This is a genomic window from Streptococcus jiangjianxini, from assembly GCF_040225085.1.
GTDB lineage: Bacteria > Bacillota > Bacilli > Lactobacillales > Streptococcaceae > Streptococcus > Streptococcus jiangjianxini.
The window spans coordinates 1-16,714 of record NZ_JBEHGL010000016.1 but is presented as its reverse complement, the minus strand read 5'-3'; the positions used below and the strand labels follow the sequence as shown (position 1 = coordinate 16,714).

Genomic DNA, 16,714 nt, shown 5'->3' with positions numbered 1-16,714 from the left:
TTTCCCAGTCATGTGAGGCCAGATTTGTGCTATAATATAGCCTATGAATACTAGAATTTTAGAACAGTTAGAATTTGAAAAAGTGAGGGATTTATTTGTTCCTTACCTTCAAACCGAACAGGGACTAGCTGAATTACAAAACTTGCTTCCACTTTTTAAGGTTGACAAGATTAAAGAACAATTTATGGAAATCGAAGAAATGTCTTCTATTTTTGTGGAAAATCATGGCTTTGCTTTAGGTGGTTTGACGTCTATTTCAGAAAGTATTCGACGTCTGGAATTGGATGCTGACCTCAATATTTCAGAACTGATTGCTATCAAAAAGGTGTTAGCTGTCACAGCAGACATGAGACGTTTTTATCAGGATTTGGAAAATGTAGAGCTCTCTGCTCTTAAGCGTCTTTTTGAGAATTTAGTAGGGTTCCCCCAACTACAAGGCGCTTTGCAGTCGGTAAATGATGGTGGTTTTTTAGAAAATTTTGCTAGTCCAGAATTGGAAAAAATTCGTCGTCAGATTACGGCTAGTGAAACACAGGTGCGTCAAGTGTTGCAAGACGTCTTGAAAAAACAAGCAGATTACCTATCCGAGAGCCTGATTGCTAGTCGTAATGGCCGTAGCGTTCTTCCTGTTAAAAATACCCACCGCAATCGTATTTCAGGAGTTGTTCACGATATTTCAAGTTCAGGAAATACCGTTTACATTGAACCACGCGCAGTGGTTGCGCTAAATGAAGAGATTACCCAACTGCAAGCAGACGAACGCCATGAGATGGCTAAGATTCTTCATGACTTTTCGGAAATGTTACGCCCGCATGCTGAGATCATCAGAAATAACGCTTGGATTTTAGGTCACTTAGACTTTGTTCGTGCCAAATACCTTTTTATGCGTGAGACGAACGCAAATGTTCCTGATATTTCAAGTGATAAGAGTATCCATTTGATTAATGCTTTTCATCCTCTCCTTAAAGATCCAGTCGCCAATGATTTGCGCTTTAGCAGAGATTTGACAGCCATTGTAATTACAGGCCCCAACACAGGGGGTAAGACCATTATGTTAAAAACGCTTGGTCTAGCACAATTGATGGCTCAATCTGGTTTGCCTATCATGGCTGATATGGGCTCAAAAGTAACGGTCTTTAACCAGATTTTCGCTGATATAGGTGATGAGCAGTCTATTGAGCAAAGCTTATCGACTTTCTCAAGTCACATGACTCATATCGTAGAAATTTTGGAAGCAGCAGATCAAGATTCCCTAGTGCTTTTTGATGAATTGGGTGCAGGTACTGACCCTCAAGAGGGGGCTAGCCTTGCCATGGCTATTTTGGAACATCTACGTCTCAGTCAGATTAAGACCATGGCCACGACTCACTATCCAGAGCTTAAAGCTTACGGGATTGAGACGAAGTTTGTAGAAAATGCCAGTATGGAGTTCGATACAGAAACACTGCGTCCGACTTATCGCTTCATGCAGGGGGTTCCTGGGCGATCCAACGCCTTTGAGATTGCCCGCAGGCTTGGTCTATCAGAAGTGATTGTGTCTGATGCCGAAAACATGACAGATACTGATGGTGATGTCAATCGTATCATCGCGAAGTTGGAAGCACAAACTCTTGAAACCAGAAAACGTCTGGATCATATCAAAGAAGTCGAGCAAGAAAACCTTAAGTTTAACCGAGCGGTAAAAAAACTCTACAACGATTTCTCGCACGAGCGTGATCGTGAAGTGGAAAAAGCTCACCAAGAAGCGCGTGAATTAGTTGATTTAGCTCTTCAAGAAAGTGACGAGATTCTAAAAAATCTTCATGCTAAAGCTGAGTTAAAACCGCACGAAATCATTGAAGCTAAGTCTGCATTAAAAAAATTAGCTCCTCAGGTTGATTTATCTAAAAATAAGGTCCTAAAAAAAGCCAAAAAACTCAGGGCTCCACGTGTCGGTGATGACATTGTGGTGACAGCCTACGGTCAACGCGGAACCTTGATACGTCAGATTAAGGATAAGAACTGGGAAGCTCAAGTTGGTTTAATTAAGATGACTCTTAAAGAGGATGAATTTAACTTGGTTAAAGTTCAAGAAGAAGCGCAAAAACCTAAGAAAAAACAAGTGTCAGTGGTCAAAAAAGCCAAGACGTCTGGCGGTGGACCACGCGCTCGCTTGGATCTTCGTGGTAAGCGTTATGAGGAAGCCATGCAAGAATTGGATGACTTTATTGACCAGGCCCTACTTAATAACATGGCGCAGGTTGATATTATTCATGGTATCGGAACAGGAGTTATCCGTGAAGCTGTTACCAAATATCTTCGCCGAAATAAACACGTCAAAAGCTTCGGCTATGCCCCACAAAATGCCGGTGGGTCAGGTTGTACTATTGCTAATTTAGGATAAGTTCTGGAAGAGGAATAAAGGCTTAATACTCCTCCCTCATTACAGAAGTAACCAGTCATTCTATCTTAGGTGGTTTTTCTAGTATTACTCAAGAGCAAAACTAGAATGGTGATATTAAGGTAGCTGAAATACTCCCTAAATTTACAGTTAGTTGAAAAAGAACTGGATAAAAGTATCTAGTTTCTCAATGGGATTCTACTCAGGGGATGGGGAGGCAGAGACAAATTTATCATAAAGATACTGATTGTGCGTCATATCTTTATCAAACGTTAGCCTGCCTTCTAAACCTCATGTCATTGGAGGATTAGCTAACGATTACTAAAAATGCTTCTTGCAGATAAGCTGCGAGAAGCATTTTTATTATTTACGATAAAGTGTTTTTTTGGAGTAAACGGGATCAAAGGTCACATTGGCACCTAATTTACGGAAAACATTTTTATCTTCTTCTGGTAGTATCACTGTTGAATGCACTTCACTACCTTTAAGATTGCCCAGCTGTTCCATCGCTTTCTTAGCATCGTCATTTTCCATTGCTGTGATGGCTAAGGCGATGAGGATTTCACTAGAATGAAGTCGAGGATTTTTACTGCCGAGATGGTCAATCTTGAGATCTTGGATTGGTTTGACATAGTCTGCACTAATGAGGTGGGTCGCTTTGTCGATGCCAGCTAATTTCTTGATGGCATTGATGATAACGGCGGCTGATGGTCCAAAAAGTTCAGAAGTCTTACCGGTCACGATGTCACCAGTTGGCAATGCCAAAGCCAGAGCGGCATCACCTGTCTGTTCTGCCTTTTCTCTAGCAGCTACGGCAACCTTTCGGTCGTCTGGATTGGCATTAATGTCGTTCATGAGCAACTCAATCTTCTGAACAGCTGTTGATGGGACACGTTCAGCCTTAGCTTCAACCACAGTTTGGTAATAACGGCGGATAATCTCCTGTTTAGAGGCTTCGATGGCAGCCTCTTCATCAATGATAGAGAAACCTACCATGTTAACGCCCATATCAGTAGGCGAAGCGTAAGGAGATTCACCTAGGATGCGTTCTAGCATGCGCTTGAGCACGGGGAAAATCTCGATGTCGCGGTTGTAGTTAACCGTTGTTTTACCGTAAGTTTCCAAGTGGAAAGGGTCAATCATATTAACATCATCTAGGTCGGCAGTGGCTGCTTCGTATGCCAAGTTGACGGGATGGTGGAGCGGAAGATTCCATACGGGGAAGGTTTCAAACTTAGCATAGCCAGATGTGACACCGTTGACTTGATCGTGGTATAGGTTTGACATACAGGTTGCTAATTTACCCGAACCAGGACCAGGCGCTGTTACGACCACAAGATTGCGGCTTGTTTTTATGTAATCATTTTTTCCCATTCCTTCTGGTGAGATGATATGGTCCATGTCAGTTGGATAGCCCTTGATTGGGTAATGCAGATAGGAAGCAATATCGTGTTTTTCCAGTTCTTTACGAAAGGCATCTGCAGCCGCCTGACCAGTGTACTGAGTCACGACAACAGAACCCACATAGATGTTAAGGTCTTTGAATTTATCAATTAAACGAAAGACCTCTTGGTCGTAAGAAATGCCTAAATCACCACGCGCTTTTGAATGTTCAATGTTGTTGGCGTTAATGGCGATAACAATCTCAACCTGCTCTTTGAGTTCCTGAAGAAGTTTAATTTTGTTATCAGGCTCGTAACCAGGAAGAACGCGGGCAGCATGGAAGTCTTCCAACATTTTACCACCGAATTCTAAATAAAGTTTGCCATCAAATTGGTTAATGCGCTCAATGATATGATCGCGTTGCAAATTCAAATATTTCTCTGAATCAAAAGCTTGTTTTGTCATGTGTCCCTGACCTTTCTCTTTTTAAAGAAATCATTATAACAAAATTTTAGCAAAATTTGGCGAATTCTATAAGAGAAAAGTAACAATTTCGATTATTTGTCAGTCACTCAGCCTTATTATAAAACCACTAGCAGCCTAAAGTAAGGTGAACTAGTGACAGTATGAGACTGACTTGTTAATGAAATAACGGCGTCAAAATGTTGATTTGGCGATCTTTGGGAACATTTTTTTGCCATATCATTATAAACCTAAAGAGGGTATCCAAGATAAACTTCTTCTTTGACCTGCCTAGCCATCAGATGACAAGTTTTTTCCAAAGTGTTATTCTTAAAGTATTAAAGTATCAAAGTATCAAGTGAACTAAAGGCAGAAAGAAATAGGTTAGCATACGTTTTTACCCTTGTTGGAGTTGTTGGATTGGTAAAAGTTCAAGAGATAAGATAGTGAGTTGCGGTCACAAATCCCGCTTTGATGGCGTAAAATAGTGAAGTTCAAAGAATCCTACATTAACAAGGGCGGTTATATTCCTATCAAAGCGCACATCCATGTCACCGAAGAAGGTTAACAAATCCCTGCCTAGCCAGTATGCGGCTGTCTTAATGGATTTGGCTAAGACGTTATGACGTTATTGATCGAACTAATCTTAGCTCTGGTGACTATGACAACGGCTGACTCTAGAGAAGCTGGTCTTTTATACTAGGCTGAAGGCCTTTCGATAGTAGGTGTATTTTATAGTCACGCTAACACCTTTCTAAAGTAATAGTTGATGTTGTTATAAAGGCAGTCCCTGGATTTTTTTGGGAACTCATATGAAAGAAAGATCAGCTTGATTAAATGAGTGATGGCTGAAAACTTGAATAGCGATTTGTGTTTATGAGGAGGATTTATGCGAAAGAGTGTTTACGAGATGAGTTTTGCTAGTGTCTATGGGGCACTGGTAGCAAAGGTGGAACGCAAAGGTCGGACTAAAGTTGATGTGGCTAAAGTAACCGCTTGGTTAACTGGCTATTCGATTGAGCAACTGGATGACTTGTTGGAAAGTGGCTTGACTTATGGCGAATTTTTCCAAAATGCGCCTTCTTACAATCCTGATCGGACCAATATCACCGGTAATATTTGTGGCGTTCGGATTGAGACAATTGGAGATCCCTTGATGCAAGAAATCCGTCGTTTGGATAAGTTGGTGGACTGGATTGCTAAAGGGAAGACACCACAAGAGGTTTTTGATAAATATGAAAACTAGGAGTTTGTAATGATTGTTATTGATTATATTGACGGCGTTAATCGTCCGCAACAAGTGAGCTTTGATAATTACAACAGTTTTGTTCAGTCGCAACAGTCTTGTTGGCATGATATTCCTGATTTTTTTAAAGTGACAAAGGTTAGCTTTAATGGTCATGAAATTCCCTATCAAGGCCTTTATGGTGATATCTATCATTTCTTATTAAAACAAGATTTGACCCAATACCAATAGCGCGATCACTCAGCCTAGCTGAGTGTTTTTGATGAAACAAAAGGGCTGCCTCATGTGGTAAAATAAAACAGTGGTCACAACGCAGATGCTAGGAGTGTAGGTATCGGAAGGGGTGGAGAAAGCCTCTTTTATGTGGTTGAGAGATCATCTGCTGTTGAAAGAGACGAAATATTTGGCTCTCAAAACATCTAATGTTCTAGCAATTACCGGCAAAAAGTTAATCCTTGATTTATTGTCGAAAAATGCACAAAGGTAAGAGTGGGCTAGAGATGACTTGCCATATCTGCTTAATGGAGGATTGGCTTAGTCTAGAAGAGTCAGTTTCTGAACGGTTTCGTCAATCTTATGATACAAGCTTAATATCATTTTTGCTAGCCGTCTTTGGACAACTAGAGATGCTAGTGAGCGCATGTTGACTAGCAAAACAGAGTTTTAAGAGTTAGCAGTTGTGGATAGCTATTTTTTGGGTTATGTTCTAAGAAGGATTATGAGTTATCAGCCAAAAAATAGGGTGTTTATGCTGTAAGGGCGATGCAAAATGAGAATGTTTTCTTTAGATAGCGAAAGGTTGGGTATTTGAGTGAAAAATTATGATATATTTTATGGAAAAATCCTGAAAGTTTTAACGATTTATCCAATGTTGACACCTATTATTTTAAGGTACAATGGGTTTGTGACCAAACTGATGTATCTACTCTATCCCTTGCTTTTGATTTTTCTTTATATGGAAAACCGTCAAGACCTGTGGAAGACGATTCTTATACCAGGCGTATCTTTTCTGCTGATTTCGGTCTTTCGGCGGATGATTAACCAGCCTAGACCTTATGAAACATGGGCTATTAAACCAATCATGAGACGTGATGGGCAAGGAGAATCCTTTCCTAGTCGTCATGTCTTCTCAGCTAGTATCATCAGCATGTGCTTTCTCTTCCAGTTTGTTTGGGTCGGCCTTTTTTTGTTGATCTTGACTTTGGGATTGGCGGTATGTCGGGTACTTGGTGGTGTGCATTACCCAAAAGATGTTTTAGTTGGTTATCTTTTAGGGATCTTTGGGGGCATGATTTTGACCTTGTTCTAGTGAGCGTGGGTATAAAATTGAAAATGTCTTATTATTCTAGTATAATAGGCAGTAATACGCGTATGAGGTGCCGATGTAATGGAAATGAAACAAATTAGCGAAACAACGCTAAAAATTACGATTAGTATGGAAGATTTAGAAGAAAGAGGAATGGAGTTAAAAGATTTTCTCATTCCTCAAGAGAAAACAGAAGAATTTTTCTATACTGTTATGGATGAACTGGATCTACCAGATAATTTCAAAAATAGTGGTATGTTAAGCTTTCGCGTGACTCCTAAGAAGGATCGCTTGGACGTCTTTGTGACAAAATCAGAAATTGATAAAGATCTTAATTTAGAAGACCTAGCAAATTTTGGTGACGTGTCTCAGATGTCTCCAGATGAATTCTTTAAAACATTAGAAAAATCAATGTTGGAAAAAGGGGACACGGAAGCTCATGAGAAATTAAAACAAATGGAAGAAATGGTAGAGTCAGCGATGTCAGAAGTGTCTTCTGAGTCTGAGGCGACAGTGGTAGAGGCTGAAGATGAGGATGATACTGAAAATCAATCTTACACGCATTATGTTCTCAGTTTTCCAACACTGAAAGAAGCAGTCGTTTTTTCCAAAGCTATCGATTTTGAGATTGAAGCGTCAGAATTGTATAAATTAGCTGGACAATACTATATGACTATCCTAGTTGGTTTAGAAAATAAACCCGCTTATTACGCTAATCTTGTTCATGCTCGACTGTTAGAACATAGCCAAAATGCTCAAAAAACGAGAGCTTATCTTCAAGAACATGGTATCCGTTTGATTGATGGTTATGCTGTAACTGAACTAGAGGGTATAAAGGTGCGCTAAATGTTACCATTTGAGCTCTCCTTTGTCTTGTCGCTAATTGGAGCTTTTCTCTTATCGCTTACCTTGACACCATTGGTCCGCTTTTTGTCGCTTCGAGTAGGGGCGGTTGATCAACCCAATGCTCGTCGTATTAATAAGGTACCCATGCCTAGTGCAGGGGGCTTAGCTGTTTTTTTAGCGTTTTCAACGGTAGCTTTGTTCATTTTCCCTAAGATGACAGCCTATGTTAAATCAGATATTCCTTATTTTGACTATATCCTACCTGTTCTTGTAGGGGCAGCTATTGTAACAGCGACGGGCTATCTTGATGATATTTTTGAAATTTCAGCAAAGAAGAAAATGAGTGGGATTGTACTGGGGGCAGTTATCGTCTGGGCTTATACAGACTTTCGCTTTGACAGTTTTAAGATACCTTTTGGTGGTCCCATGATTGAATTCGGGCCAATTCTGACTTGTTTATTGACCATTATATGGATTGTATCTATTACAAATGCTATTAATTTAATTGATGGTTTAGATGGTTTAGTGGCGGGTGTCTCTATGATTTCATTAGGGACTATGGGGCTTGTTTCCTACTTCTTTCTACCACAAGTTGATTTGTTTTTGACCATCACAATCTTTCTTCTCATGGCATCGATTTTAGGGTTTTTCCCCTATAATTATCACCCCGCCATTATTTACGGAGGAGACACTGGTGCTCTATTTATCGGTTTTATGATGGGCGTTCTATCTTTGCAAGGATTGAAAAACTCGACAGCAGTCGCGGTTGTGACTCCTGTTATTATTTTAGGAGTGCCCATTGTTGATACAGCAGTTGCCATTGTTCGCCGTAAGTTATCTGGACGCAAAATTTCCGAAGCTGATAAGATGCACTTGCATCATCGTCTTTTGGCTATGGGCTTCACCCATCGCGGTGCAGTCCTTGTTGTCTATGGTATTGCCATTATTTTCTCTTTGATCGCACTTTTGTTGAATATCTCAACGAGATTAGGTGGTATTTTACTGATAGCTGGTCTACTTTTTGCTTTAGAAGTTCTTATAGAAAGTTTGGAAATTTGGGGAGAGCATCGAACACCCTTGTTTAAGATGTTTAAATTCATTGGTAATAGTGACTATCGACAAACCAATTTACAAAAATGGCAAGATAAGAAGAAAAAATAAATCTCGAAAAAAGCCCTTTGTTGGCTTTTTTTGTTACAATAAAATGAATTGGAAAAGTTAGCAATGGCTTCATCATGGAAGCCACATACTCAATGAAAATCACAACCGGACTTGATAGCGACGTTGCAGACAAAATGAAAGGTCATCAAATCAAGTCAAGACGGTCTGAATTTGATTTTCGAAGCGTATAAATGCCCAAAAAGGAGTAATTATGTCTGTACTTGAAATTAAAAATCTTCATGTCTCTATCGAAGATAAAGAAATCTTAAAAGGCCTCAACTTAACCTTGAGAACAGGTGAAATTGCAGCCATTATGGGTCCAAATGGAACTGGAAAATCAACACTATCAGCAGCCATCATGGGAAATCCAAGTTATGAAGTGACGGAGGGTGAAATTCTCTTTGATGGTCAAAATATCTTGGAACTTGAAGTGGATGAGCGTGCTCAACTTGGCCTTTTCTTGGCTATGCAGTACCCTTCTGAGATACCAGGTATTACCAATGCTGAATTTATCCGAGCTGCAATGAATGCTGGTAAAGAGGATGCGGATAAAATTTCTGTCCGAGACTTTATCACCAAATTGGACCAAAAGATGGAACTTCTTGGTATGAAAGAAGAGATGGCAGAGCGTTACCTTAACGAAGGTTTCTCAGGCGGTGAGAAAAAACGTAATGAAATCTTGCAACTTCTGATGCTTGAGCCTAAGTTTGCCCTTCTTGATGAAATTGACTCAGGTCTTGATATTGATGCTCTAAAAGTGGTGTCAAAAGGAGTCAATGAAATGCGTGGCGAAGGCTTTGGTGCTATGATTATTACCCATTACCAACGTCTGCTTAACTACATCACACCAGATGTGGTTCATGTGATGATGGAAGGTCGTGTGGTTCTTTCAGGCGGTCCTGACTTAGCAGAGCGTTTGGAAAAAGAAGGTTACGTTAAAGTAGCAGAAGAACTGGGTATCGATTATCACGAAGAGATTGAAGGATAAGCATAGCATGATAGATTTTTAACGTTTGTCAAAAAACTATGAGATTCGTCTCTTGACAGAATCAGATAGTCAAGATGTTTTGCAGTTGTATAATACCAATTCTTGCTTTTTTAAACGTTGCACACCAGTGCCGATGCTGGCACCAGTTCAGAGAGATATGACCAAGCTGCCTCCCACTATCAACCCCAATAATAAGTGTTTTTTTGGGTATTTTGATAATGCAAAGCTGATTGCTGTGTTGGATTTAGTAGACGGTTATCCGGATTTGCATACGGCCTTTATCGGATTGTTCATGCTAGATAGGGCGTATCAAGGTAGGGGAATTGCTAGTCGTTTGATGAAAGAAGCAATATTTCATTTAGTACAAAGCTTTGACAGAGTTCGACTAGGGTATGTGGCAACGACTGACGTTGCTGTTAATTTCTGGAGGAAGCAAGGGTTTGTTCCGACAGGTGAAACATCAAAGACAGACTACTATGACATCATTCTTGCGGATTTTTTAGGAGATAAGAAGGATAAACAATAAATGACAAAAGAAATGATTTTGGCTTTTTCACAAACCAAAGCTGAACCCATCTGGTTGCAAGAACGTCGCCTAGCTGCTTTTGCTAAACTAGAAGAGCTACCCTTGCCGACCATTGAGCGCGTTCGATTTCATCGATGGAATCTTGGAGATGGCACGATTGCTGAAAATGACTTTTCAGTTAATGTCCCTGATTTCACAGCCTTGGGAGACAACCCTAAACTTATTCAGCTAGGCACGCAGACTCTCCTAGAACAATTACCAGCAGAGCTCATTCAAAAAGGGGTCGTTTTTACGGATTTGGCATCTGCTTTGGAAGAAATCCCAGATATTGTTGAGGAGAACTTTGGGGCTGCCCTAGCCTACGATGAAGACAAACTAGCGGCTTACAACTATGCCTACTTTAATAGTGCATCTGTGCTATATGTTCCAGACAATGTGGAAATCGAACTTCCTCTTGAAGGCATTTACCTGCAAGACAGCGATAGCTATGTTCCGTTTAATAAGCACGTACTAATCATTGCTGGTAAGAATAGTAAGTTCAGCTATATTGAACGTTTCGAAAGCATAGGCAATCAAACCGAAAAAACAAGCGCTAATATTTCTGTTGAAATTATCGCAGGTAGTGGCAGTCAGGTTTCTTATTCAGCTATCGATAGACTAGGGGAGCATGTCACGGCTTATATCAGTCGTCGTGCTAGACATGGTGATGATAGCTCTGTTGACTGGGCGATGGGGGTTATGAATGAAGGGCACGTTATAGGTGATTTTGATTCAGACCTCGTTGGCAGTGGCAGTCATGCCAATCTTAAAGTTGTTGCGGCATCGTCAGGTCGCCAAATTCAAGGGATCGATACTCGAGTAACTAACTACGGTCGTAACTCTGTTGGTCATATTCTACAACACGGAGTCATTTTAGAACGTGGAACACTAACTTTCAATGGTATTGGTCATATTGTTAAGGGAGCAAAAGGTGCAGATGCCCAGCAAGAAAGTCGTGTCTTGATGTTATCAGACAAGGCTCGGTCAGATGCCAATCCGATTCTTCTAATTGACGAGAACGAGGTTACAGCTGGACATGCTGCTTCCATTGGTCAAGTTGATCCAGAAGATATGTACTACCTCATGAGCCGAGGTATTGACCAGCAAACAGCAGAACGCTTGGTCATTCGAGGCTTCTTGGGCGCTGTTATCACAGAAATTCCAAGTCCAGAAGTTCGTCAAGAATTGATAAAGGTCCTTGATAATAAGTTAGATAAGCGCTAAAAATAGTCATATGGTAGCTTAACTGTTAGTCTTAAAAAGTTTCGTGATAAGGATCAAGAGTCACCTATCCTAGATAACTAAGCGATTTTTCACAAATTTTTGATACATTATAATGCTGAGAAATAGTGCCAGAAGACGGACAAGTTATTTGACCTAAGACGACAATGGTCGTCATCTCTGAAACAGACTACCGCATGATTCACGAAGCTCGAACAACTGGTGATTAGTAAACTTGTCAAATTGGAAGATATTGGCAGAGATAGAGAAACGGATGTTACTTCGCTACAAGGAAATCGTTTAAGGAGTGGCCTTTATGGTTTGCACAGTTATGGTATCATGATGGCTAGCCTGGACAGACGACGGCACTCTACCGTTTCATAGGTTGAATGTGGCAATGGCTATCATACATCCATAAAAACTTAGAAGAATACTTCCTGACGAGATGTTCTAATTTGCAAAGATAATGAAGTGATTGAGAAAAAATAATGTTTGAAAGTATAAGATCAGATTTTCCCATATTAAATCAAAAGGTCAATGACGAACCGCTTGTTTATTTGGATAATGCTGCAACCAGTCAAAAACCGCAGCAGGTTCTGGACACCCTTATGGCCTACTATCAGGAAGAGAATGCTAATGTCCACCGTGGCGTTCATACTTTGGCTGAGAGAGCGACTCATCAATATGAAGCCAGTCGACAGAAGGTGGCTGATTTTATCCATGCTGATTCATCACGTGAGATTGTGTTTACCAGAGGGACGACTACTGGTCTTAATTGGGTTGCTCGCTTCGCTCGTAGTGTGTTACAACCAGGAGATCAGGTTCTTATTTCTATCATGGAACATCATGCTAATCTGGTTCCTTGGCAAGAAGTTTGTCGTGCAACTGGAGCAGAACTCGTCTATCTTTACCTTAAAGATGGTAGTTTAGATTTAGATGATTATCGGAGGAAACTCTCTTCAAAAACGAAGTTTGTCAGCTTAACTCATGTTTCTAATGTCTTAGGCTGCCTGAATCCCATCAAAGAGTTAACACAAATGGCACATCAAGTTGGAGCCTACATGGTGGTAGACGGAGCCCAAGCGGTTCCCCATTTACCAGTTAATGTTCATGAATTAGATTGTGATTTCTACGCTTTTTCTGGTCATAAGATGATGGGGCCGACTGGTATTGGTGTTCTCTACGGTAAGGAAGATATTCTCAATCTCATGGATCCACTAGAATTTGGTGGTGAAATGATTGATTTTGTGCATGAACAAGAGTCAACATGGAAAGAATTGCCTTGGAAGTTTGAAGCAGGTACGCCTAATATAGCTGGAGCTATCGGTTTGGGAGCCGCTATTGATTATTTGAATGATTTGGGGATGACAGCTGTTCATGCTCACGTTCAAGCTTTAGTTACCTATATCCTACCCAAACTTCAAGCAATCGAAGGGGTTGCTGTCTATGGTTCAAAAGACCCCAATAATCATATTGGCCTTATCTCATTTAATATAGAAGGCCTTCACCCCCATGATGTTGCAACTGCCCTGGATTATGAAGGAGTTGCTGTTCGTGCAGGGCATCACTGCGCTCAACCCCTACTTCATCATTTGGGGATTTCATCTGCTCTTAGGGCTAGCTTTTATGCCTATAACACTTACCAAGACTGCGATCGATTCATTGACGCTATCATAAAGACCAAGGAGTTTTTTAATGGCACTCTCTAGTTTAAATCATCTTTACATGACTTTGGTTACGGAACATTCTAAAAACCCACATCATTTTGGGCAACTAGAAGGGTTGGAAGCTATTCAGCTGAATAATCCGACTTGCGGTGACGTTATTTCCTTAACCCTTGGTATGAAAGATGATAAAATTGATGATATTGCTTTTTCTGGTCATGGATGCGCTATTTCAACCGCCTCAGCCAGTATGATGACAGATGTTGTTATGGGAAAAACAAAGGAAGAAGCCCTAACTTTAGCAGATATTTTCTCAGAAATGGTTCAAGGAAAAGAAGATTCTAAACAAGAAGCTCTAGGAGATGCCGCCTTTATGGCGGGCGTCTCAAAATTCCCACAGAGAATCAAGTGTGCGACCTTGGCTTGGAATGCCCTTAAAAAGGCCATCGAACGCAGTGAAAAGTAATCGCAAAGGGGTGCCAAGCAATCGTTATTGTTGCTTGGAGCAAGTTAGTCAGTCTACTAAGAAGTTTCTACGAAATTTTGCGTTCTTTAACGAGCTATTTTGTAGCCGATAAAGATGTAAGGTAAGTCTGATGAGATCTAACGCAATATAAGATGTGCCATTATATTATTTTATTGATAATGTAGAGCATTATCATTTAGAGTTAGGATTAGAAATCATTTATATTAAGAATAGAAAGGACAGTTCATGTCTGAAAAAGTAGAACCAAAGCCCATTGATTTGGGTGAGTACAAGTTTGGTTTTCATGATGATGTTGAGCCGATTTTATCAACAGGAAAAGGCCTAAGTGAAGAGGTAGTTAGAGAATTATCTGCTGCTAAGGGTGAACCAGAATGGATGTTAGAATTCCGCCTCAAATCACTGGAAACCTTTAATAAAATGCCCATGCAGGAGTGGGGGCCCGATTTATCAGATATTAATTTTGATGATATTATTTATTATCAAAAACCTTCTGATAAGCCAGCGCGTTCGTGGGATGATGTCCCTGAAAAAATCAAAGAGACTTTTGAACGCATCGGGATTCCAGAGGCTGAGCGCGCCTACCTTGCTGGCGCATCAGCCCAGTATGAATCAGAAGTTGTTTATCATAACATGAAGGAAGAATTTGAGAAACTAGGCATTATTTTTACAGATACTGACTCAGCTCTCAAAGATTATCCGGATCTCTTCAAACAGTACTTTGCTAAGTTAGTGCCGCCAACAGATAACAAGTTAGCAGCCCTTAACTCGGCGGTTTGGTCAGGTGGCACCTTTATTTACGTTCCCAAGGGAGTTAAGTGTGATATTCCGCTTCAGACCTATTTCCGCATTAACAATGAGAATACTGGTCAATTTGAACGAACTCTAATCATAGTGGATGAGGGGGCAAGTATACACTATGTAGAAGGGTGTACGGCACCAACCTATTCATCTAACAGTCTTCATGCTGCTATTGTTGAAATCTTCTCACTTGAAGGTGCTTATATGAGATATACGACCATTCAAAATTGGTCTGATAATGTCTATAACTTGGTGACCAAACGTGCCAAGGCTCTTAAAAATGCTACTGTTGAGTGGATTGATGGCAATCTTGGAGCTAAAACAACCATGAAATACCCATCCGTTTACCTAGACGGAGAAGGTGCGCGTGGTACCATGCTCTCTATCGCCTTTGCCAATAAAGGACAACACCAAGACACAGGTGCTAAAATGATTCACAATGCACCTCACACCTCATCATCCATTGTGTCAAAATCAATCGCTAAAGGTGGCGGTAAGGTGGATTACCGTGGCCAAGTTACCTTTAATAAAAAATCTAAAAAATCAGTGAGTCACATTGAGTGTGATACTATTTTGATGGATGATATTTCAAAATCAGATACCATTCCATTCAATGAAATTCATAACTCTCAAGTAGCCTTGGAACATGAAGCAAAAGTTTCAAAAATCTCAGAAGAACAGCTCTACTATCTCATGAGTCGTGGCTTATCTGAATCAGAAGCCACTGAGATGATTGTCATGGGCTTTGTTGAACCTTTCACCAAAGAACTTCCAATGGAGTACGCTGTTGAGCTGAATCGTTTGATTTCCTATGAAATGGAAGGCAGTGTTGGCTAAAGCCAATTTCAGCACTAGAAATGTTGATTTATCAATGTTTCTGGTGCTTCTTTTTTTCGCAAAAACAAACTAACTACAAAACTAACTACAATAACAATTAAAACAAATATTTCTCTTTTTCAATGAATTGTGCGAATTGATCTGCACTGCGTTCTTCACGTTCAGGATAGAAGTAGTTATAGACCTGACGAGTCATTTTAGAATCTTTATGACCAACTCGGTACATAATATCCTCTAAGTTCATATCAGCCATTGCGCAAAGAGAGACATGTGTCTTTCTGAATTCATGAAGAGTAATTCGTTTTAAGTTGTATTTAGTCGCTATGACATCATACCAGTCATTTGGTTGACCGGGGCGCGACAAAAAAGATTATCTTTATTAGGGAAGACTAGCTGATGTTTATTTGTTGCTCTAATTCCCAAAACCTTAAATTCAAACTGCTGTTTAGTTCGCCATTCCTGTAACTTCGCCATTGTTTCTAAATCAATTGAAATAGTCCTTTTACCGGCATTTGTTTTGGCGCTTTGACTGGCTACTTTAGTTTTTTTAGATTTTGGATCATACTCAACTTCTGCCAGTGTTTTACTGATCGTTAATTTGTTACTATCAAAATTAATATCGTTCCATTCTAAGGCAAGTATTTCAGATTTTCTTGCACCAGTATAGACTAAAACACGAAAATAGGTTTCGATTTTCATATTGCCATGTTTTTTACAAGACTCCAAGAAAATAGCTAATTCTTTTGGTGTATAAACAGTCATTGTTTCTGTAGCGACTAAATGTTCATCAATTTCTTGACGTTTAATTGGTTCAGTTTTACGCATGGGGTTTTCAAGAATCAATTCCTGTTGAACACCATATTGTAAAATTTGAGCAACAGCCCTGCGGAAATAATAAGCTTGCTTATAACCATCTCTCATCCAGCGACGATTGACTTGAGTACAAAATCGGACTGAAATGTCTTTAAGCATTTTATTTCCGAAGTATTCAAGTGCATGATCTTCAATCGCTCTTCTTGTTATCATGATAGTAGATGGTTTTACTTTTAAACGATATTGTTCAATAAATTCTTCATAAAGCTCTTTAAACGTAATATTACCATTCATCTTTAACTTATTTTTATCAAAATCAAGTTGTAACTGTCGATAAGTTTGCTGGGCTTCTTTTTTTGTTTGGAAACCACTTCTAGTAGTGCGTACTTCTTCACCAAATTCCGTTTTTCCAAGGTAACATTGGAATTTCTGAATAGGTTACACTAAACTAGACAGAATTTATAAAGTGTTCTACACTAAAGAAAACAGGAGAAACAATATGTCTAGAAAAATACGCCGTCATTTTACGGATGACTTTAAGCAACAAATCGTTGACC

13 protein-coding genes and 1 pseudogene are annotated in these 16,714 nt (G+C 39.9%); 12 read left to right on the top strand and 2 right to left on the bottom strand.

Annotated features, from left to right (window positions below; all coding sequences use genetic code 11):
* Positions 1 to 43: 43 nt before the first annotated feature.
* A complete protein-coding gene (locus ABP870_RS07635) occupies positions 44 to 2,383 on the top strand; it encodes an endonuclease MutS2 (RefSeq protein WP_350014862.1) in 2,340 nt (779 codons plus the stop codon).
* A 360-nt stretch (positions 2,384 to 2,743) separates the two neighbouring features.
* Here ABP870_RS07635 and ABP870_RS07630 read toward each other — a convergent pair whose 3' ends face one another.
* A complete protein-coding gene (locus tag ABP870_RS07630) occupies positions 2,744 to 4,228 on the bottom strand; it encodes a DUF1846 domain-containing protein (protein WP_350014861.1) in 1,485 nt (494 codons plus the stop codon).
* Between the two features lie 886 nt (positions 4,229 to 5,114).
* Here ABP870_RS07630 and ABP870_RS07625 point away from each other — a divergent pair.
* From ABP870_RS07625 to sufB, 11 genes are all read left to right on the top strand, one after another.
* A complete protein-coding gene (locus ABP870_RS07625; protein ID WP_350014860.1) occupies positions 5,115 to 5,471 on the top strand; it encodes a DUF2200 domain-containing protein in 357 nt (118 codons plus the stop codon).
* Between the two features lie 9 nt (positions 5,472 to 5,480).
* Positions 5,481 to 5,702 (top strand): DUF4649 family protein, encoded by a 222-nt coding sequence (locus tag ABP870_RS07620; RefSeq protein WP_350014859.1) that lies wholly within the window; start codon positions 5,481 to 5,483, stop codon positions 5,700 to 5,702.
* A 580-nt stretch (positions 5,703 to 6,282) separates the two neighbouring features.
* Positions 6,283 to 6,780 (top strand): phosphatase PAP2 family protein, encoded by a 498-nt coding sequence (locus ABP870_RS07615; RefSeq protein ID WP_350014858.1) that lies wholly within the window; start codon positions 6,283 to 6,285, stop codon positions 6,778 to 6,780.
* Positions 6,781 to 6,858: 78 nt separating this feature from the next.
* Positions 6,859 to 7,623, top strand: coding sequence for an adaptor protein MecA (gene mecA / locus ABP870_RS07610; RefSeq protein WP_350014857.1), 765 nt, complete (start codon positions 6,859 to 6,861; stop codon positions 7,621 to 7,623).
* On the top strand, positions 7,624 to 8,784 hold the full coding sequence (locus tag ABP870_RS07605; protein ID WP_350014856.1) for a glycosyltransferase family 4 protein: 1,161 nt from the start codon (positions 7,624 to 7,626) through the stop codon (positions 8,782 to 8,784).
* A 211-nt stretch (positions 8,785 to 8,995) separates the two neighbouring features.
* A complete protein-coding gene (gene sufC, locus ABP870_RS07600; RefSeq protein WP_350014854.1) occupies positions 8,996 to 9,772 on the top strand; it encodes a Fe-S cluster assembly ATPase SufC in 777 nt (258 codons plus the stop codon).
* 25 nt (positions 9,773 to 9,797) lie between these two features.
* On the top strand, positions 9,798 to 10,298 hold the full coding sequence (locus ABP870_RS07595) for a GNAT family N-acetyltransferase (protein ID WP_350014853.1): 501 nt from the start codon (positions 9,798 to 9,800) through the stop codon (positions 10,296 to 10,298).
* Positions 10,299 to 11,561 (top strand): Fe-S cluster assembly protein SufD, encoded by a 1,263-nt coding sequence (sufD, locus tag ABP870_RS07590; RefSeq protein WP_350014852.1) that lies wholly within the window; start codon positions 10,299 to 10,301, stop codon positions 11,559 to 11,561.
* Positions 11,562 to 12,046: 485 nt separating this feature from the next.
* Entirely contained in the window at positions 12,047 to 13,267 is a 1,221-nt protein-coding gene (locus tag ABP870_RS07585; RefSeq protein ID WP_350014851.1) for a cysteine desulfurase, read from the top strand.
* Positions 13,254 to 13,688: a Fe-S cluster assembly sulfur transfer protein SufU gene (gene sufU, locus ABP870_RS07580; protein WP_350014850.1), complete on the top strand. Its 435-nt coding sequence runs from the start codon at positions 13,254 to 13,256 to the stop codon at positions 13,686 to 13,688. The genes ABP870_RS07585 and sufU overlap by 14 nt, the downstream gene beginning before the upstream one ends.
* 246 nt (positions 13,689 to 13,934) lie before the next feature.
* Complete coding sequence (sufB, locus tag ABP870_RS07575; protein ID WP_350014849.1) at positions 13,935 to 15,344, top strand: Fe-S cluster assembly protein SufB; 1,410 nt, start codon at positions 13,935 to 13,937, stop codon at positions 15,342 to 15,344.
* Positions 15,345 to 15,441: 97 nt separating this feature from the next.
* Here sufB and ABP870_RS07570 read toward each other — a convergent pair.
* Positions 15,442 to 16,592 (bottom strand): annotated as a pseudogene (locus ABP870_RS07570) (tyrosine-type recombinase/integrase).
* Between the last annotated feature and the right edge of the window lie 122 nt (positions 16,593 to 16,714).